Genomic DNA, 19,239 nt, shown 5'->3' with positions numbered 1-19,239 from the left:
GCAACCGCGGAGGCCCGTATGTCACCATCCCTCACCTGTACCTCTCTCGCCTTCACCTGGCCCGACGGCACCGCCGTCTTCGAAGGCCTCGACGCCGCCTTCGGCCCCGGCCGCACCGGCCTCGTCGGGGTCAACGGGTCGGGCAAGTCCACCCTGCTGAAACTGATCGCCGGTGAGCTCACCCCGGCCGGCGGAGCCGTCCGGGTCGCCGGAGAGGTGGGCTACCTGCCGCAGAACGTGACGCTCGACACCGCGCTGAGGGTCGACGAGGCGCTCGGCATCGCCGCCCGGCGGGCGGCCCTGCACGCCATCGAGGCGGGCGACGTGGCCGAGGAGCACTTCGAGACCCTCGGCGACGACTGGGACGTCGAGGAGCGCGCCCTGGCCACGCTCGGCGGGCTCGGCCTCGGACACATCGGTCTCGACCGCACGGTCGGGGAGGTGTCGGGCGGCGAGTCGGTGCTGCTGCGGCTCGCGGCGCTGCTGCTGCGCCGGCCGGACGTCCTGCTGCTCGACGAGCCCACCAACAACCTCGACCTGTATGCCCGCCGGCGGCTGTACGCGGCCGTCGCGGACTGGCCGGGCGTCATGATCGTGGTCAGCCACGACCGTGAACTGCTGGACCTGGTCGACCAGATCGCCGACCTGCGCTCCGGCGGGATCACCTGGTACGGCGGCAACTACTCGGCGTACGAGGAGGCCCTGGCCGTCGAACAGGAGGCCGCCGAGCGCATGGTGCGCGTCGCCGAGGCGGACCTGCGCAAGCAGAAGCGCGAACTGGTGGACGCCCAGGTCAAACTGGCCCGCCGCAAGCGGTACGGGCAGAAGATGTTCGAGCAGAAGCGCGAGCCGAAGATCGTCATGGGGGCGCGCAAGCGCGCGGCACAGGAGTCCGCGGGCAAGCACCGCATCATGCACGAGGAGAGGCTGGCCGACGCCAGGGAGCGCCTCGACGACGCGGTGGAGGCCGTGCGGGACGACGACGAGATCCGCGTCGACCTGCCGTACACGGCCGTACCGCCGGGCCGGGGCGTGCTCACCCTCATGGACCTGGAGCTCGCCCACGGCGGCCGGGCGCACGGCGGTTTCGACCTGCGCGGCCCGGAGCGGGTAGCGCTGATCGGCCGCAACGGCGCGGGCAAGACGACGCTGCTGCGGACGATCGCCGGGGAGCTCGAACCGGTGTCGGGCGAGGTGAGGGTCCAGGTGCCCCTGCGGTTCCTGCCGCAGCGCCTCGACGTCCTCGACCCGGAGCTGACGGTCGCCGAGAACGTGGCCCGGTTCGCCCCGGGCGCCACCAACAACCGGGTGCGGGCCCGGCTGGCCCGCTTCCTGTTCCGGGGGGCGCGCGCCGACCAGAAGGCGGCGACGCTCTCCGGCGGCGAGCGGTTCCGGGCGGCGCTGGCCGCGCTGATGCTGGCGGAGCCCGCGCCGCAGCTGCTGATGCTGGACGAACCGACCAACAACCTCGACATGGCGAGCGTCCGGCAGCTCACCACGGCACTGGAGTCGTACGAGGGGGCCCTGATCGTGGCCAGTCACGACATGCCGTTCCTGGAGTCGATCGGCGTCACCCGGTGGGTGCTGATGGAGGAGGGAGAGCTGAAGGAAATCGGGACGGAAGCTGTCGGGTATTCCTCCTAGCGTCGGCGGTATGAGCCAGTCCAGCGCGTACATCACCCTCACCGGAGCCGGGGAGAACAACCTCAAGGACGTCACGCTCCGCATCCCGAAGGGCCGGCTGACGGTGTTCACCGGCGTTTCGGGGTCGGGGAAGTCGTCGGTCGTCTTCGACACGATCGCGGTCGAGTCGCAGCGGCAGCTGAGCGAGACGTTCACCTGGTTCGTCCGCAACCGGCTGCCGAAGTACGAGCGGCCGCACGCGGAGGCCATGGAGGGCCTGACCCCGGTGATCGTCGTCGACCAGCGGCCGGTCGGCGGCCACTCCCGTTCGACCGTGGGCACGATGACGGACGTGTACGCGGTGCTGCGGGTGCTGTTCTCCCGGCACGGCACACCGAGCGCCGGGGCGGCGACGGCGTACTCGTTCAACGACCCGTCGGGCATGTGTCCCGCGTGCGACGGTCTGGGCCGGACCGTGCGGCCGGACTGGGACCGCGTCCTGGACGCGGACCGCTCCCTCGCCGAGGGGGCGGTCCGCTTCCCGCCCTTCGCCGCGGGGACCTGGCAGGGTCAGGCGTACACCAACAGCGACGAGCTGGACCCGCACAAGCCGGTGCGTGAGTTCACCGCGGCCGAGCGGGAGTTCCTGATGCGCGGACGCCCCGGCAGCAAGGTCACCGTGAACGGCACGGGCGGCACCTGGACCACCGAGTACGAAGGGCTCGCCGACCGCTTCGAACGGCTGTACCTGAAGCGGGACCTGGCGGGGATGAGCCAGAGGACCCGTGACACCGTGCGGGAGTTCCTCTCCGAGGGCGTCTGTCCGGCCTGCGGGGGCGCGCGGCTGAACGAGGCCGCGCTGGCCTCCAGGATCGCCGGCCGGTCCATCGCCGACTGCGCGTCCCTGCAGGTCACCGATCTCATCGCGGTCCTGCGGGAGATCGGTGATCCGGTGGCGCGCGCGGTCGCCGGGGCCGCCGTCGCCGCGCTGGAGCGGATCGAGGCGATCGGGCTCGGCTATCTGAGCCTGGACCGGGAGACGAGCACGCTCTCGGGGGGCGAGGGGCAGCGGCTGAAGACCGTGCGGCACCTCGGATCGAGCCTGACCGGGATGACGTACGTGTTCGACGAGCCGAGCGCCGGACTGCATCCGCGCGACGTGCACCGTCTCGGGGAACTGCTGCTGCGGCTGCGCGACAAGGGCAACACCGTGCTGGTCGTCGAGCACGACCCGGACGTCATCGCGCTGGCCGACCACGTGGTCGACATGGGACCGGGCGCGGGCGCCGGGGGCGGCCGCGTGGTCTTCGAGGGGACCCCGCGGGAGCTGGCCGCCTCGGGCACCCCGACGGGACGGTGCCTCGGACGGCGTGCGCGGGTCAAGGACGCGGTGCGGGAGGCGACGGGCGAGCTGTGGGTGAAGGGGGCCGACCGGCACAATCTGCGGGAGGTCACCGTGCGGTTCCCGGCCGGGGTGCTCACCGCCGTGACCGGGGTGGCCGGTTCGGGCAAGAGCACCCTGGTCGCCGCGTTCACCGCCGAGCACCGGGACGCCGTGGTGGTCGACCAGTCCTCGATCGGCGTCTCGGCGCGGTCCACCCCGGCGACGTACCTCGGGATCATGGACACGGTGCGGAAGGTCTTCGCGCGGGAGACCGGGACCGAGCCGGGACTGTTCAGCTTCAACTCCGACGGCGCCTGCGGGACCTGCGAGGGCCGCGGGCTCCTGTACACCGACCTGGCCTTCATGGACCCGGTGAGCACGACCTGCCCCGCCTGCGAGGGACGGCGGTTCAAGGAGGAGGTGCTGCGGCTGACCGTCGGGGGCCGCTCCGTCGCCGACGTGCTCGCCATGACCGCCGAGGAGGCGCTGGACTTCTTCGACGACACGGGCGTACGGCGCCGGCTGCGCGCCCTGCGGGACGTGGGCCTCACCTACCTCGCCCTGGGCCGGCCGCTGTCCACTCTCTCGGGCGGTGAACGGCAGCGGATCAAGCTGGCCACCCGGTTGCACCGCAAGGGCGTGGTCTACGTGCTGGACGAGCCGACGACCGGGCTGCACATGGCGGACGTGGACGGTCTCGTCGCCCTGCTGGACCGGCTGGTGGACGCGGGCAACACGGTGATCGTGGTCGAGCACCACCTCGACGTCGTCGCCCGCGCGGACTGGGTGATCGACCTCGGTCCGGACGGCGGGCGGGACGGCGGCCGCGTGGTGTTCGAGGGCACGCCGGCCCGGCTGCTGCACGCCGACGGGTCCTTCACGGCGGAGCATCTGCGGCGGGCCGTACGCTGAGGCGGTCACCGGTGGCCCGTCCCGTGGCGCTCCGGGGAGGTCGTGTCCGCACGCGCCCCGCATGACGGCCGCGCCGGCGCCCGTGGGAGGCCGGAGGTCCACGGGCCGCCGCCGTCCCGCCGAGCCATGTCCGTCCCGTCCGAAAGGGGTACCCGTGCCCAGCAGGAAGGCCCTCGTCCGCCGTCCCGTCCCCCGCCTGGCCGAAGGACTGGTGACGCACGCCGAACGGGTAGGCGTCGACTTCGGCCGCGCGGTGGAGCAGTGGGAGGCGTACACGGAGGTGCTGCGCGCCCACGGCTGGGAGACGATCGAGGTCGACCCCGCCGACGACTGTCCGGACTCGGTGTTCGTCGAGGACACGGTGGTGATGTACCGGAACGTGGCGCTGATCGCCCGCCCCGGTGCCGGGTCGCGGCGCGGGGAGGTTCCCGGCACCGAGCGGGCCGTGGTGTCGCTGGGCTGCTCGGTCAACCGGGTCCGGGAGCCGGGCACGCTGGACGGTGGTGACGTGCTGAAGGTCGGCGAGACGGTGTACGTCGGACGTGGCGGGCGCACCGACGCGGCCGGCGTGCGGCAGGTGCGCGCCGCGTTCGAACCGCTGGGGGCGCGGGTGGTCGCGGTGCCCGTCACCAAGGTGCTGCACCTGAAGTCGGCGGTCACCGCGCTGCCGGACGGGACGGTCGTGGGGCACGCCCCGCACGTGGACGCGCCCTCCCTGTTCCCCCGTTTCCTGCCCGTTCCGGAGGAGTCGGGGGCGCACGTGGTGCTGCTCGGCGGGGGCGCCCTGCTGATGGCGGCGAGCGCGCCGAGGACGGCGGAGCTGTTCGCGGACCTCGGCTACGAGCCGGTCCTGGTGGACATCGGAGAGTTCGAGAAGCTCGAGGGCTGTGTGACGTGCCTCTCGGTGCGCCTGCGGGAGCTGCACGCCTGACCCACGCCCGCGTCGCCGCTACGGTGCAGCCACCTGCGGCCCGGGGTGCACGACCGCGCCACGCCGGGTCCGGAACAAAGCCCCGCTGATCAGCGATCTTTACGGAGACCTTAACCTACGGCTACGTAACCTACGGCTTCGTAGCCTACGATTCCGTAGGTTCCCCGGCACCGCTCGCCGGAGCTTCGTACGCCACCGTCCCCCTGGAGTCACCCGTGTCGCTCACTTCTCCCCACCTGGGCAGCCCTTCGGTCTGGACCGACGCCCGGCTGTTGTACGCGCTGGAGGAAGTGGTCGAGAAGGAGCTCAACCGGCACCTGAAGGTCACCAAGGACTGGATGCCGCACGAGTACGTGCCGTGGAGCGACGGCCGCAACTTCCCGGGCTTCTTCGAGGACGGCGAGGCCTGGGACAAGGAGCAGTCGAAGGTCACCGAGGTCGGCCGGATCGCCCTGGTGGTGAACCTGCTGACCGAGGACAATCTGCCCAGCTACCACCACGAGATCGCGACCCTGTTCGGCCGGGAGGGCGCCTGGGGCACCTGGGTGCACCGCTGGACGGCCGAGGAGGGCCGGCACGGCATCGTGATGCGGGACTACCTGCTCGCCTCGCGGGCGGTGGACCCGGACAAGCTGGAGCAGTTCCGCATGTCGCACATGAGCGAGGGCTTCGAGTCGGACAACCGGCACTCGATGCTCCACTCGATCGCCTACGTCGCCTTCCAGGAGCTGGCCACCCGCATCTCGCACCGCAACACCGGCCACCAGTCGGGTGACCCGGTCTGCGACCGCATGCTGGCCCGCATCGCGACCGACGAGAACCTGCACATGGTGTTCTACCGCAACCTGCTGAAGTCGGCCTTCGAGCTGGCCCCGGACCTCACGATGCAGGCGGTGCGCGACGTCGTGGTGGACTTCCGGATGCCCGGCCACGGCATCCCCGGCTTCGAGCGGGCGGCGGCGCAGATGGCCATCGGCGAGGTCTACAACCTGCGCATCCACCACGACGACGTGCTCCAGCCGGTGCTCCGCTTCCTGAAGGTCATGGAGATCGACGGGCTGGGCCCGGAGGGCCTCAAGGCCCAGGAGGAACTCGGCGTGTTCATGGGCGGTCTGGACGCGGAGGCCGCGAAGTTCGACGAGAAGCTGGCGGCCCGCAAGGCCCGGATGGCGGCCCGCGCCGCACAGTGAGGCGTGCGGACGGGGCGGCCCGCTGCCCGGCCCGGCCGTCGCGCAGGCCGGATCAGGTCACCACGCCGCCTCCTTGCAGTCCTTCAGGGAACCGGCCGCGGACCGATCCCAGCCAGGGGGCGCGTCGGCCGTACCGGTTCTCCCCGCCTCGCGGGCGGCGGGACTACCGTGCCGTGCGGCGCATCTCCAGGCGTTCCTTCTCCGACAGGCCGCCCCAGACGCCGAAGCGCATGTCGTGGGAGAGGGCGTAGTCGAGGCAGGTGGCGCGGATCGGGCAGAGACCGCAGATACGCTTGGCCTCGCGGACGGAGCTGCCGGGTTCGGGAAAGAAGAAGTCCCCTCCCGTCTGCGCGCACAACGCCTCGTCCTGCCAGGTGAGATCGGGCGACGGGAATGTGTCGGTGTGCATGGCCGGAAGCGTGCCGGAGGGCGAAAAACGTTCGATCAACGCCGCATCAACGCCGGGACGGCGGCGCGGCCCGGCCCGCCGCTCCGGCGACCGCTCGATGATGACCTCCCGCGCACCTCCGCACACGGCGGCGCGCCGGTGGTCAGCTCTGGCGCGGATCACCTCTGAGGACCGCGAACCGCGCGCCGTACGGGTCCTCCAGCCGGGCGAGCCGGCCGACACCGGCGACGGACGTGGCGGGCATCCGCACCGTGCCGCCCAGCCCGACGGCCCTGGCGACGACGGCGTCGGTGTCCGCCACCCCGATGTAGGGCAGCCAGGAGGGGCGGGCGGGCCCCGCCTCCGGGGGGTCGTCGGCCGAGGGGACCAGCCCGCCGAACATGTCCTCCTCCCCCGTCCCGGCGGGGTTGAGGGAGGTGTAGACCCCGCCGGGGAAGCGCACCCCCGAGGTCTCCCAGCCCAGGGCGGCACGGTAGAAGGCAGCGGCACGGGCGACGTCCGGGGTGTGCAGTTCGACCCAGCACAGGGCACCGGCCTCACCGGCCGCCTCGATGCCCCTGCGCCGCGCCGGCTGCCAGATCCCGAAGGGGGCGCCGGCGTGGTCGGCGAGGATCGCCGTCCTTCCCTGCTCCCCCACGTCCGCCGGCGGCATCGGCACACTGCCCCCGGCCCGCAGCGCCGCCCTCGCGGTGGCGTCCGCGTCGGGGCTCTGGAAGTGGACGGTCCACGCGGGCGGGCCCTGCTCCGGTGCGAGGCGCGTGCCGCCGGCGACGATCCGCCCGGCCAGCTCGAAGAATCCGTACCCTTCGGTGTCGGGTCCCGCCGGGCGGAACGCCCAGCCGAACAGGCCGCCGTAGAAGGACGCGGTGCCCTCGATGTCGGACGAGCCGACATCGATCCAGCTCGGGGCGCCGTCGACGAAGCGGGTGGTGAGCATGGTGCCTCCTCGGAGAGCTCCCGTCGCCTGCCGTGCCGAGTCTTCCACCGCCCACCGGCCGCCACCGCCGGAACACCCGGACGGGCGTGTCCCGGTCCCGGGCGCCGGGCCGCGTGCGGGGGCCGGTCAGGCCGAGGCGCGGCGGACCAGGGTCGTCGGGAGGACCACGCCGGAGGGGGTGACGCCGGCGTCCTCGTCCGCGGTGGCGGGGCGGTCGAGCTCGCGCAGCAGGAGGCGTGCCATGAGACGGCCCATCCCCTCTATGTCCTGGCGGACCGTGGTGAGCGGCGGTTCGGTCTGTTCGGCGACCGGCTGCATGTCGTCGAAGCCGACCACGGCCACGTCGTCCGGCACCCGGCGCCCGTGCTCGCGCAGCACGCGCAGGGCGCCCGCCGCCGTCAGGTCGTTGGCGGCGAACACCGCGTCCAGGTCGGGACGGCGGCCGAGGAGTTCCCGCATCGCCCGCTCACCGCTGGCGGCGGTGAAGTCGCCCTCCACGACCAGCCGGGGGTCGGTGTCCACCCGGACGTCCCGGAAGCCGTCGAGCCGGTCCACCGCCGAGGTCTGGTCGAGCGCGCCGGTGATGTGGGCGATGCGGCTCCGCCCGAGGCCGAGCAGATGCCGTACGGCGTCGCGGGCGCCGCCCCGGTTGTCGGAGTCGACGTAGACGACGCCGTCCCGGCCGCCGCCGAAGTCGGGCCGGCCGCCGAACACCGCCGGCAGTCCCGCCCGCCGGATCAGTCCGGGCAGCGGATCGTCGATGTGGAGCGAGAAGACGAGCGCGCCGTCCACGTGTCCGCCGGCCAGGTAACGGCCGACGCGGGCGTGGTCGTCGCGGTCCTCGGTGAGCAGCAGGACGAGCTGGTTGTCGTGGGCGGTCAGCTCCTTGCTGATGCCGCGCAGCTGCCGGGCGAAGAACGGGTCGGCGAAGACCCGGGTCTCCGGTTCGGCGACGATGACGGCGACGGCGTCGTGCCGCCTGGTGACCAGGCTGCGGGCGGCCTGGTTCGGCACGTACCCGAGTTCGTCCACCGCCCGCCTCACCCGTTCGGCCAGGGGTTCGCGCACCCCGTCGGAGCCGTTGACCACACGGGAGACCGTGGCCCGGGAGACCCCGGCGCGCGCGGCCACGGCCTCCAGCGTGGGACGCGGCACTGTCTCGGTCACTTGGGCGCTCCTCACCTGCGGATGCGGGACAGGATAGCCCCGGCCCGGCCGGGCGGGAGAGCGCTCTCGGCTCAGGTGCGGCGGGTCAGTGCGCGTGCTCCGGCCGCTGCTGCGGGGCCTGCCCGTGGGCGTGCTCGTGGGGGTCGTACCCGGGGATCGTGCCGTCCGGCTTCTTCACCAGGAACAGCCCGACCATGCCCATGTCGGAGTGGCTCTGGACGTGGCAGTGGTACATCCAGGCGCCCGCGCCGACGCCCTCCCCCGCGATGATCTGGAAGCCGAAGGAGTCGGCCGGTCCGCAGATCTTGTTGTCGATGACCTGGCTGGGGTCGTCGGGGCCGGTGAGCATGCCGGTGCGGTTGTCGGCCCAGCGGTGCCCGTGCATGTGGAACGTGTGGTAGTACTCGCCGTGCGTGATCATGACGATCTCCACGCGGTCGCCCACGGTGGCCTCGAAGTCCGGACCGGTGTGGGCGGGCCTGTTGTTGATCGTCATGTCGTTGAACACGATGGTGTGGGTCGCGTCGGGCAGGACGTCGCCCTTGCGGCGCACGACGACCGGTCCGTACAGCCCGTTCCGGATGCCGCCGGTGCCGTGTTCCGTGCCCACCACGTGGTCGTGGTAGTGCCAGTAGCCCGCGCTGCCCGCCCGCCAGGTGCCGTCGGCGCGGCGGCCCGGCCGGTGGGTGCGCCAGGTGTAGGTGCGGGTGCCGCCCGGTTCGACGTGGCTCCGGTTCTGCTTGGTGCCGTCGCTGGAGATCTCGTAGTCCAGGCCGTGGACGTGCAGGCTCACCGGCACGTCCATGGTGTTCTCGAACTCCACGTGCAGCGTGTCGCCCTCGTTGAGCTCGATCAGCGGGCCGGGGATCGACGCCTTGCCCTTCTCCAGGCCGTAGCCCATCTGCCCGCCGGCCAGTCGCTCGGCGTACATCTTGACGCGCCGCACCTCTCCCCCGGCGGGTGCCGTCCTCGCCGGCGCGGCCGCGCGGGCGGACTCGGGGGCGCTCACGGCCTCCGGGGCCACGGACAACGATGTCGCGGCGGCCACGCCGCCCAGCAGTACCCGCCGGTTGAAACCGCGTCTGTCCATGCCGAACTCCCCAAGGTGGCTGTCATGAACCTGTGAAACCGTAGCGGCCCTCCCCCTGTTTATCCACACTCAGGACAAAGTTCGGTTCATTGCGGCCATAGGTATTGGCGTGTGACGCAAAGAGGTCTAGCTTCCTTGACGCTGTTGCCGCGACCGAGGAGGGCGGGTGGCCACGTGCGGTCCACATCACGTCAAGAACCCATGCGCTTAACGGGGTTGAGCACGTCAGGCGCCGCGGGCGCCCGAAGGGCGAGAACGGGGCGGCGCCTGTGGGCGGCCACCGTGACCGCCGGTGTCGTCACCGCCGGACTGCTGTCGGGTCCCGCCGCCAGCGCGCGTCCGGCCCCGGATCCGTCCCTGACAACGATGTCCATCAAGTCGCCCCCGGGCGGCGCCGACGTACGCGTACTGCTGTTCCACGGATCGGCCGCCGGTGGTGACGAGTCACCGCTGGTGAACGCCGGCATCGCGGCGATCGAGAGGATCGGCCTGACCGGCCCCGAGAACCAGCGGTTCTCGGTCACCGCCACCGGCAACGCGTCCGTCTTCACCAATGCCGCGAGACTGGGCCGCTTCAACACCGTCGTCTTCCTGACCGGCGGCGGGGACGTCCTCGACCCGGACCAGGAGGCGGGCCTGGAGGCGTACATGGAGGCCGGCGGCGGCTTCGTCGGGCTGCACGACGCGGCCCGCGCGGAGCCGTACTCGGACTGGTTCACCGGTCTGATCGGCGCCCGGCCCGCCGCGTCGAGCCCCGGCACCGTGCAGCGGGCCACCGTCGAGGTCGGCGACCGCGCGCACCCGGCGACCAAGGGCCTGCCGACGCAGTGGAAGCGGCCCGACAAGTGGCTGAACTGGGTGAAGAACCCCTCCGGCGAGGTGCACACGGTCGCCAGGGTGCGCGAGTCGACGTACACGCCCGGAGCGGGCTCCAACGGCTGGGACCACCCCGTCAGCTGGTGCCGCGACTACGACGGAGGCCGCTCCTTCTACACCGGGATGGGCGGCACGGTCTCCTCGTACGACGAGACCGACTTCCGCGAGCACCTGCGCGGCGCCCTGCTGTGGACCAACCGCCTGGTCCGGGCCGACTGCAAGGCGACGATCACCGGGAACTACCAGGCGGAGCGGCTCACCCGGCCCAACCAGCCGGGTCAGAACGACCAGATCGGCGAACCGCACGGGCTGGTCACCGCACCCGACGGCCGTGTGTTCACCATCGGCCGGGGCGGCGCGGACGCGTCCCAGCCGGTCGTCACCGACTGGAACGACCCGGACATCGGCAAGGGCAAGGGCGAGATCCACGTCTACGACCCGAGAACCAAGAACGTCACCCTCGCCGGGGCGCTCACCGTCTTCGGCAACAAGGGCGGCGGCGACGAGCTGCGCAAGGTCGAGGAGGGCCTGCTCGGCATCGAGCTCGACCCGGACTTCGCCCGGAACGGGTGGGTCTACCTGCACTACACGCCCCACTCGGAGATCAACCGGGACACGCGCATGGCGGACCGGCGGGTCTCCCGCTTCACCCTCGACCACACGACGAACCGGCTGGACCTCTCCAGCGAGAAGGTGCTGCTGGAGTGGCCGGTGCAGATCCACAGCTGCTGCCACGCGGGCGGAGGGATGGCCTGGGACTCGAAGGGCAACCTCTACATCGCCACCGGTGACAACAACTCCAGTGGCTTCAGCGGCGGTTACTCGGGCAACAACCCGGAGCCGAACTACAAGGGCGTGTCCTTCGCCGACGCGCGCCGCACCGCCGGCAACACCAACAACCTCAACGGCAAGATCCTGCGCATCCACCCCGAGCCGGACGGCACGTACACCCTCCCCGAGGGCAACCTGTTCACCGGTGAGGAGACCGCCGAGGGCGGGGGCAAGACGCGTGGCGAGATCTACGTGATGGGTGTGCGCAACCCCGCGCGGATCTCCGTCGACCAGAGGACCGACGTGCTCTACGCGGGCTGGGTCGGCCCGGACGCCGGCTCCCCGTCGACGACCTGGGGCCCCGCAAAGTACGACACCTTCGCCGTGATCACGAAGGCGTCCAACCGGGGCTGGCCGTACTGCATGGGCAACAACCAGCCCTACCGGGACCGCAACTTGCCCGACCCGTCCAAGCCGCTGGGCTGGTACGACTGCGACGCCCCGAAGAACGAGTCGCCCAACAACGACGGGCTGGTCAACCTGCCGCCGGTGACCGCCAACAACATCTGGTACTCGCCGCAGGGCGGCGCCCCGGACTTCCCGCGCGACGCGAACGGCGTGCCGTCGTACGTGCAGGACGAGGCGACCTACCGGCTGCCCTGGCTGAAGGGTGGCGGCCAGGCCGCGATGAACGGTCCGGTGTACCGCCACGACGGCGACAGCGCCAGTGAGGTCAAGTGGCCCGCGTACTGGGACGGCAAGTGGTTCGTCGGTGACTTCTACGACGCCGACCAGCCGCGCAACGCGGTGCTGATGGACCCGAAGACGCAAGGGGACGGCGGTCTGCCGGTGCACTCGGAGTCCCTGAAGAAGATCGTGCCGGTCGGCAACGACGGCATCAAGAACCTGATGGGCTGGGAGTTCGGCCCGGACGGCGCGCTGTACGTCCTCGACTACGGCCGCGGGTTCTTCACCTCCGACAGCAAGTCCGCGCTGTGGCGGGTCACCTACACGGGCGGCGGCCCCACCCCGGCCGCGGGCCAGTTGGCGAGGAAGGCCGGATGAATCCAGTGACACGGCAACGACGCATCTGGGCCGGCCTGCTGGCCGCCCTGCTGATGGCGCTCGGTCTGCAGACGACGACGTCCGCGGCCGGCGACGCCCGGCCCGCGGCCGCCGAGGCGGCGGAGCAGGTGCTGACCTGGACCGCGGGTGACAGCATCAGCGCGTACACGTCGGCGCCGGCGACCGCGGTGGCCGGCCCGGCGACGATCGTCTTCGAGAACAGCGCGGCCACCGGCAACACCACCGGCATGCCGCACACCCTGACGTTCGTGACCTCCGACCCGGAGTTCAACAACGACGTCCAGCTGAACATCCTGGCCAACCCCGGTGACGCGCAGGGCGGCCGGCACACCGCGGAGGTGACCCTCACCGCGGGCCGGTACTTCTACCACTGCACCATCCCCGGCCACGGCGAGATGCAGGGCATCCTGACGGTGACCGAGGGCGGCGGTGAGGACACCACCGCTCCACAGGCCACGGCGAAGGTGACCGGCACGCAGAACGCCGAGGGCCAGTACGTGGGTTCGGCGAGCGTGAGCGTCGAGGCCACCGACGCCGGTTCGGGCGTGGACCGGATCGAGTACGCCGTCGGGGCCGGCGGCGCCTGGCAGCCGTACACCGCCCCGGTCGTGATCGACCAGGTCGGCACGCACACGGTGCGCTACCGCGCCCTGGACAAGGCGGGCAACGTCTCGGCGGACAGGAGCGTCGGATTCACGGTCGTCCCGCCGCCCACCGACGACACCACCCCGCCGGAGACCTCGGCGACGGTGGACGGCCAGAGGAACGCCGACGGCCACTACATCGACATGGCGACGGTCACCGTCACCGCGTCGGACACCGGCTCCGGCGTCAACACCATCGAGTACGCGGTCGGGGCGGACGGCGCCTGGCAGGCCTACACCGGCCCGGTGATGGTGCACCGGACCGGAACGCACACCGTGCGCTACCGCGCGACCGACAAGGCGGGCAACGCGGCGGCGGCGAAGAGCGTGGAGTTCACCGTCGTCGCCGCTCCCCCGCAGGACACCACCCCGCCGGTGACGGGCGTGACCGTCGGGGGCGTGCGGAACTCCGACGGCGCCTACGTCGGGAACGCCACGGTGACCGTCAGCGCCACCGACGGGCACGGCGGTTCCGGTGTGGCCGTCATCGAGTACTCGCTCGACGGCGGGCCGTACCTGGCCCACACCGCGCCCGTGGTCGTCGACCGGGCGGGCCGGCACACCGTGGCCTACCGGGCGAGCGACAAGGCCGGCAACACCTCCGCGGCGCTCACGGTGAGCTTCACCGTCGTGGCCGGCGGCGGGGTTCCCGCACCCAACTGCCCCGAGCACGACGAGCGGTTGACGGTGATCGTCGGCACGGTCGACTCGGGGGTGCCGAACCGGGTCACCAACAACCGGTGCCGGATCGGCGAGCTGATCGAGGACGAGAGGCAGTGGACCTCGCAGGCCCTGTTCCTGAAGCACGTCACGGGCGTCCTGGACGGGCTGAGGAAGGAAGGGGTCATCGACAGGCGGGAGCGGACGGCCATCAACCAGGCGGCCCGGCAGTCCGGCATCGGTACGCCCGGCCAGACCGACGGCTACCGCACCATCCTGGACGGCAGCGCGGCGTCGTTCGCCAAGTGGGCCCATGTCGGCGGCGGTTCGTTCGCCCTGAACCCGGACGGGTCGATCACCTCCGGCACCTCCCGGGGCGGCCTCGGCATGCTGTGGTTCCCGGAGCGCACGTACGGCGACTTCTCCCTGAAGCTCCAGTGGCGCGACGACGCTCCGGGCACCGGCAACGCCAACTCCGGCGTGTTCGTCCGGTTCCCGCAGGTCCACGACCACCCGGAGGAGTCGCGGCCGGAGTGGGTCGCCATCAAGTACGGGCACGAGGTGCAGGTGTTCGACTCGCCCACCGGCGACATGTACAAGACGGGCTCGGTGTACGGCTTCGACCGGGTGGGCCTGGCCGGTGCGGGTGTGACGCAGAAGGGCACCTGGAACGACTACGAGATCCGCGTGGTGGACCAGCACTACTCGGTCTACCGCAACGGCGTGCTGATCAACGAGTTCGACAACACCGGCGGCCAGGACTTCGCCCCGCCGCGCTCGGACGACCCGGGCACGGACGGGCGGCGGTTCGCCTCCGGCTACATCGGACTCCAGGTGCACGGCACGTCTGACGTCGTCTCCTACCGGGACGTCCGGATCAAGGACCTGTAGTCCCCCGCGGCATCGGGTGACCGGCCGGGTCAGGAGGCCTGCGGTTTTGGCTTCCTGGCCCGGCTCGGCTGCACCCGGCTGGGCTCTCCGGGCATCTTCGGATACTCGGGCGGGTACGGCAGATCGCCCAGGCCGTGGTCGTGTTCGTCGCGGCGGGCGAGTTCGAGCAGGGGCTCCAGGGAGAACGCGTGATCATCCATGTCCGCGTGCACGTCGCCGAGTTCGGCGAAGCGCGCGGGCATCGTCGTCAGGTCGAAGTCCTGCGGGTGTGCGACGCCGACCTCCTCCCAGCGCAGGGGCGCCGAGACGGGCGCGTGCGGCCGGGGGCGCACGGAGTAGGCCGAGGCGATGGTGCGGTCGCGGGCGGTCTGGTTGTAGTCGACGAAGATGCGCTCGCCGCGCTCCTCCTTCCACCACTTGATGGTGACCCGCTCCGGCATCCGGCGCTCCAGTTCCCGGCCCACGGCGATGGCCGCGCGGCGGACCTGGGTGAAGGTCCAGCGCGGTTCGATGGGGACGAACACGTGGATGCCCCGCCCGCCGGAGGTCTTGGGCCAGCCGCGCAGTCCGCCGAACTCCTCCAGGACGGCCCTGAGTTCGTGGGCGGCGCGGGCCGCGTCGTCGTAGTCGGTGCCGGGCTGGGGGTCGAGGTCGATGCGCAGTTCGTCCGGACGGTCGACGTCGGCGCGGCGCACCGGCCAGGGGTGGAAGACCAGCGTGCCGTACTGGGCGGCCCACACGACGGCCGCCTCCTCGGTGGGGCACATCTCGTCGGCGCTGCGGCCGCTGGGAAAGGTGATGTGTGCGGTGGGGATCCAGTCGGGCATGCTCTTGGGCGCACGCTTCTGGTAGAACCACTCGCCGGTGATGCCGTCCGGGTAGCGCTGCAGGGTGGTGGGCCTGTCGCGGAGGGCGCGCAGGATGCCGGGGGCGACGGCCTGGTAGTACCGGGCGACGTCCAGCTTGGTGTAGCCGCGCTCCGGGAAGAAGACCTTGTCCGGACTGGACAGACGTACGGTCCGGCCGGCCACCTCTAGTTCCACCGCGTCACCCATGCGAGCCACGGTAGGCGGAGCGCGCATACCTCGCACACCGGGCGACAACGGGCGTGTTCGCGCAGAATCGGAGCATGGATCTTCCCGTCATGCCGCCCGTGAAGCCGATGCTCGCCAAGTCGGTGGCGAAGATCCCGCCGGACATGCAGTACGAGGCGAAGTGGGACGGCTTCCGGGCCATCGTGTTCCGTGACGGTGACGAGGTCGAGCTGGGCAGCCGCACCGGCAAGCCGCTGACCAGGTACTTCCCTGAGGTGGTGGCGGCGGTGCGGGAGCGGTTGCCGAAGCGGTGCGTGATGGACGGCGAGATCGTCGTCGCGCGGGAGGGGCATCTGGACTTCGACGCGCTCACCGAGCGGATCCATCCGGCCGACTCGCGGGTGCGGACGCTCGCCGAGCGGACCCCGGCGTCGTTCGTCGCCTTCGACGTGCTGGCGCTGGGGGACGAGTCGCTGCTGGACGTGCCGCTGGCGGACCGGCGGGAGCTGCTGGTCCGGGCGCTGGCAGGGGTCACCCCGCCCGTGCACGTGGCACCGGCGACGCGGGACGTCGAGGTGGCGCGGGGGTGGTTCGAGCAGTACGAGGGGGCGGGGCTGGACGGGGTGATCGCCAAGCCGCTGGACTCGCGCTACCGGCAGGACGAGCGGGCGATGTTCAAGATCAAGCACGAGCGCACGGCGGACGCGGTGGTCGCCGGGTACCGGCTCCACAAGAGCGGCCCGGTGGTCGGCTCGCTGCTGCTGGGCCTGTACGACGAGGGCGGGACCCTCCAGCACGTGGGCGTGTCCGCGGCCTTCTCCATGAAGCGGCGCGCGGAGCTGATCGAGGAGCTGGAGCCGCTGCGGATGGAGGACGTGTCGGGCCATCCGTGGGCGGCCTGGGCGGAGGAGGCGGCACACGAGACGGCGCGGCTGCCCGGCGCCCCGAGCCGGTGGTCCGGGAAGAAGGACCTGTCGTGGGTACCGCTCAGGCCGGAGCTGGTGGCCGAGGTGGCGTACGACCACATGGAGAACGGGCGGCGCTTCCGGCACACCGCCCGCTTCCGTCGCTGGCGCCCGGACCGGACTCCCGGGAGCTGCACCTTCGCGCAGCTGGAGGAGCCGGTCCGCTACGACCTCGCCGAGATCCTCGGCGGCCCGTGAGCCGGGGCCGCCGCCGGGTCGGGGCCGCGGCCCCGGGTCAGGGGCGCAGCACCACCTTGACCGCGCCGTCCTGCTTCTTCTGGAACATGTCGTAGGCGTGCGGCGCCTCGCTCAGCGGCAGGTGGTGGGTGGCGAAGTCGTCGACGCCGAGGGGGTCCTCGTCGGTGAGGTACGGGATGATCTCGTCGCTCCAGCGGCGTACGTTCGCCTGGCCCATGCGCATCTGGATCTGCTTGTCGAACAGGGTGAGCATGGGCATCGGGTCGGCCATGCCGCCGTAGACGCCGCTGATCGAGATGGTGCCGCCGCGGCGCACCAGCTCGATGGCCGTGTAGAGGGCGGCGAGCCGGTCGACGCTGAAGCGTTCCGCCATCGGGCCGCCCAGTTTGCGGGGCAGCAGGGCGGAGGCGTTCTGCACCATGCGGGCCGCGGCGCTGCCGTGCGCCTCGGTGCCCACCGCGTCGATCACGGCATCGGGGCCGCGGCCGTCGGTCTGGTCGCGGATCGCGGCCACCAGTTCCTTGTCGTCGTCGAAGGAGCGCAGGTCGAAGGTCTCCACGCCCCGCTCCTTGGCCCGGCGCAGCCGCTCCGGGACCAGGTCCACGCCGAAGACCCGGCCGGCGCCCTGGACCTGGGCGATCCGGCAGGCCATGTCCCCGATGGGGCCGAGCCCGAGCACGGCGACGCTGCCGCCCTGCGGGACGCCGGCGTAGGCGACCGCCTGCCAGGCGGTGGGCAGGACGTCGGAGAGGTAGAGGAACCGGTCGTCGGAGGGGCCCTCGGGGACCTTGATCGGGCCGTACTGGGCCTGCGGGACGCGCAGGTACTCGGCCTGGGCGCCCGGCACCGCGCCGTACAGCCTGGTGTAGCCGAACAGCGCCGCGCCCATGCCCTCGGCGCTGACCTGGGTGGTCTCGCACTGGGTGGGCAGTCCGGTCAGGCACATCCAGCAGTTGCCGCAGGCGATCTGGAAGGGGACCACTACCCGGTCGCCGACCTGGAGGTCCGGCACCGCCGCGCCGACCTCCTCGACGATGCCCATCGGCTCGTGACCGAGGATGTCGCCCGGTGTCATGAACGGGGTCAGCACCTCGTACAGGTGCAGATCGCTTCCGCACAGTCCGCTGGAGGTGACGCGGATGATCGCGTCCGTCGGCTCCTCGATCCGTGGGTCGGGCACGGTCTCCACCCGTACGTCCCGCTTTCCCTGCCAGGTCAGTGCCCTCATCGCCGCCCGCTCCCTCCGTCGTGGCCGGTCCTGTCGCTCGTGCGGTGGGCCCCGGGTACCCGAGTGGTCCGCCGCCGAACCCGCCGGGCGCTGAGCCGATCGGCGGACGCCGCCGCGCGGGAGCGGCTGCGCTCCACCCTGGCCAGAGACGATCGGAAAAGCGCACAATCGAGACAACGGATGACATGAGGCAGGCGTGGTGACGACGGTGGGCACGGAACGGGGAGCGCGCCGACGGCGCGGTGCGGGAGCGGGGATGCTGCTGACCGCCGTGCTGACGGCCGGCCTCGTCGCGAGCTGCACGTCCTCGGACGGGCCGTCCGACGACGGACGGGGAACGACCGGTGAGTCGCCGGCACGGCCCGACGACCGGGACAGCCCGCCGCCGCTCGTGGTGAAGATCGACAACGCCCCGGCCGCACGCCCCCAGACCGGCCTCGACAGCGCCGACGTGGTGTACACCGAACAGGTCGAGGGCGGCAGCAGCAGGCTGATCGCCGTGTACGCCACCGGGCTGCCGGATTCCGTGGGGCCGGTGCGCAGCGCCCGTGAGTCGGATCTGGAACTGCTGCGCCAGTTCGACCGGCCGCTGCTGGCCTTCTCAGGTGCGCAGAGCAAGCTGACACCCCAGATCGAGCGGGCGCCGCTGGAGCCGGTGACACCCGAGTCGGATCCCGACGCCTACACCCGGGACCCCGGCCGGTCCGCGCCCCACAACCTGTATCTGCGCCCGGAGCGGGTCCTGGACGACCCGCCCGGCGAGGCCGCCCTGACCACCGGCTTCCGCTTCGGCGGGGCGCCCGCGGACGGCGAGCCCCGCAACGACCTCACGGTGCGCTATCCGGCGGCCCGCTTCACCTTCACCTGGTCCGGCGCGCAGGACCGCTGGCTGGTGTCGATGGACGGCTCGCCGGCGCTGACCCGGGAGGGCGAACGGCTGGCGCCCGCGACGGTCGTCGTGCAGTACGTGACGGTGCGCCCTTCCGGGTTCCGGGACTTCCTCGGCAACAACACCCCGTTCACCGAGACGGTGGGGTCCGGGGAGGCCACCGTGCTGCGCGACGGGCGCGCCTGGGAGGCGAACTGGAAGCGGCCGGCCGCCGGGGACGGCACCTCGTTCACCACCGACTCCGGCGAGCCGGTGAACTTCGCGCGCGGCCAGGTGTGGGTGGTGTACGCGGAGGCGCCCTGAGCCGGACGGGCCGGGCGTCCGCGCCGCCCGGCGCGACGGTCCCGCCCCGAG

The 19,239-nt window shown here is 72.1% G+C and carries 14 protein-coding genes; 8 read left to right on the top strand and 6 right to left on the bottom strand.

Annotated features, from left to right (window positions below; genetic code table 11):
• Positions 1–18: 18 nt before the first annotated feature.
• The 4 genes from IE118_RS22990 (at position 19) to IE118_RS22975 (ending at position 6,040) form a co-directional block, all read left to right on the top strand.
• Positions 19–1,644, top strand: coding sequence for an ABC-F family ATP-binding cassette domain-containing protein (locus tag IE118_RS22990; RefSeq protein ID WP_189559889.1), 1,626 nt, complete (start codon positions 19–21; stop codon positions 1,642–1,644).
• Between the two features lie 10 nt (positions 1,645–1,654).
• The gene (locus IE118_RS22985) at positions 1,655–3,919 is read left to right on the top strand and encodes an ATP-binding cassette domain-containing protein (protein ID WP_189559888.1); all 2,265 of its coding nucleotides are present in this window, start codon (positions 1,655–1,657) and stop codon (positions 3,917–3,919) included.
• Between the two features lie 154 nt (positions 3,920–4,073).
• Positions 4,074–4,850: a dimethylargininase gene (ddaH, locus tag IE118_RS22980; protein WP_189559887.1), complete on the top strand. Its 777-nt coding sequence runs from the start codon at positions 4,074–4,076 to the stop codon at positions 4,848–4,850.
• 215 nt (positions 4,851–5,065) lie between these two features.
• On the top strand, positions 5,066–6,040 hold the full coding sequence (locus tag IE118_RS22975; protein WP_189559886.1) for an acyl-ACP desaturase: 975 nt from the start codon (positions 5,066–5,068) through the stop codon (positions 6,038–6,040).
• A gap of 163 nt (positions 6,041–6,203) precedes the next feature.
• On the opposite strand, the gene IE118_RS22970 is transcribed toward IE118_RS22975, so the two are convergent.
• The 4 genes from IE118_RS22970 to IE118_RS22955 form a co-directional block, all read right to left on the bottom strand.
• Positions 6,204–6,449: a WhiB family transcriptional regulator gene (locus tag IE118_RS22970; RefSeq protein ID WP_189559885.1), complete on the bottom strand. Its 246-nt coding sequence runs from the start codon at positions 6,447–6,449 to the stop codon at positions 6,204–6,206.
• Between the two features lie 142 nt (positions 6,450–6,591).
• On the bottom strand, positions 6,592–7,386 hold the full coding sequence (locus IE118_RS22965) for a VOC family protein (RefSeq protein ID WP_189559884.1): 795 nt from the start codon (positions 7,384–7,386) through the stop codon (positions 6,592–6,594).
• A gap of 126 nt (positions 7,387–7,512) precedes the next feature.
• Positions 7,513–8,553, bottom strand: a complete 1,041-nt coding sequence (locus IE118_RS22960; RefSeq protein WP_189559883.1) for a LacI family DNA-binding transcriptional regulator — start codon at positions 8,551–8,553, stop codon at positions 7,513–7,515.
• A gap of 85 nt (positions 8,554–8,638) precedes the next feature.
• Positions 8,639–9,643 carry a multicopper oxidase domain-containing protein gene (locus tag IE118_RS22955; protein WP_189559882.1) on the bottom strand — a complete coding sequence of 335 codons (1,005 nt, stop codon included), beginning with the start codon at positions 9,641–9,643 and terminating at the stop codon, positions 8,639–8,641.
• Between the two features lie 282 nt (positions 9,644–9,925).
• On the opposite strand from IE118_RS22955, the gene IE118_RS22950 reads away from it, so the two are divergent.
• Positions 9,926–12,355 carry a ThuA domain-containing protein gene (locus IE118_RS22950; RefSeq protein WP_189559881.1) on the top strand — a complete coding sequence of 810 codons (2,430 nt, stop codon included), beginning with the start codon at positions 9,926–9,928 and terminating at the stop codon, positions 12,353–12,355.
• Between the two features lie 23 nt (positions 12,356–12,378).
• A complete protein-coding gene (locus IE118_RS22945) occupies positions 12,379–14,571 on the top strand; it encodes an OmpL47-type beta-barrel domain-containing protein (RefSeq protein ID WP_189559917.1) in 2,193 nt (730 codons plus the stop codon).
• A 29-nt stretch (positions 14,572–14,600) separates the two neighbouring features.
• Here IE118_RS22945 and ligD read toward each other — a convergent pair whose 3' ends face one another.
• Positions 14,601–15,626 (bottom strand): non-homologous end-joining DNA ligase, encoded by a 1,026-nt coding sequence (gene ligD, locus IE118_RS22940; RefSeq protein ID WP_189559880.1) that lies wholly within the window; start codon positions 15,624–15,626, stop codon positions 14,601–14,603.
• Positions 15,627–15,700: 74 nt separating this feature from the next.
• Here ligD and IE118_RS22935 point away from each other — a divergent pair, with 74 nt between their 5' ends.
• A complete protein-coding gene (locus tag IE118_RS22935; protein WP_189559879.1) occupies positions 15,701–16,768 on the top strand; it encodes an ATP-dependent DNA ligase in 1,068 nt (355 codons plus the stop codon).
• Positions 16,769–16,805: 37 nt separating this feature from the next.
• Here IE118_RS22935 and IE118_RS22930 read toward each other — a convergent pair whose 3' ends face one another.
• The gene (locus IE118_RS22930) at positions 16,806–17,996 is read right to left on the bottom strand and encodes a zinc-dependent alcohol dehydrogenase (RefSeq protein WP_189559878.1); all 1,191 of its coding nucleotides are present in this window, start codon (positions 17,994–17,996) and stop codon (positions 16,806–16,808) included.
• Positions 17,997–18,252: 256 nt separating this feature from the next.
• Between IE118_RS22930 and IE118_RS22925 the strand changes: the two genes are divergently transcribed.
• The gene (locus IE118_RS22925; protein WP_189559877.1) at positions 18,253–19,188 is read left to right on the top strand and encodes a DUF3048 domain-containing protein; all 936 of its coding nucleotides are present in this window, start codon (positions 18,253–18,255) and stop codon (positions 19,186–19,188) included.
• The last annotated feature ends 51 nt before the right edge of the window (positions 19,189–19,239 follow it).

The organism is Streptomyces pilosus (genome assembly GCF_014649835.1).
Classification (GTDB): domain Bacteria; phylum Actinomycetota; class Actinomycetes; order Streptomycetales; family Streptomycetaceae; genus Streptomyces; species Streptomyces pilosus.
This window is presented reverse-complemented; position numbering and strand designations above follow the sequence as displayed.

Excerpts from the sequence above, each read along its gene's own strand:
- IE118_RS22955 (WP_189559882.1), bottom strand. The coding sequence starts at position 9,643 with ATGGACAGACGCGGTTTCAACCGGCGGGTACTGCTGGGCGGCGTGGCC.
- IE118_RS22970 (WP_189559885.1), bottom strand. The coding sequence starts at position 6,449 with ATGCACACCGACACATTCCCGTCGCCCGATCTCACCTGGCAGGACGAG.
- IE118_RS22930 (WP_189559878.1), bottom strand. The coding sequence starts at position 17,996 with ATGAGGGCACTGACCTGGCAGGGAAAGCGGGACGTACGGGTGGAGACC.
- IE118_RS22925 (WP_189559877.1), top strand. The coding sequence starts at position 18,253 with ATGCTGCTGACCGCCGTGCTGACGGCCGGCCTCGTCGCGAGCTGCACG.
- IE118_RS22985 (WP_189559888.1), top strand. The coding sequence starts at position 1,655 with ATGAGCCAGTCCAGCGCGTACATCACCCTCACCGGAGCCGGGGAGAAC.
- ligD (WP_189559880.1), bottom strand. The coding sequence starts at position 15,626 with ATGGGTGACGCGGTGGAACTAGAGGTGGCCGGCCGGACCGTACGTCTG.
- IE118_RS22990 (WP_189559889.1), top strand. The coding sequence starts at position 19 with ATGTCACCATCCCTCACCTGTACCTCTCTCGCCTTCACCTGGCCCGAC.
- IE118_RS22965 (WP_189559884.1), bottom strand. The coding sequence starts at position 7,386 with ATGCTCACCACCCGCTTCGTCGACGGCGCCCCGAGCTGGATCGATGTC.
- IE118_RS22935 (WP_189559879.1), top strand. The coding sequence starts at position 15,701 with ATGGATCTTCCCGTCATGCCGCCCGTGAAGCCGATGCTCGCCAAGTCG.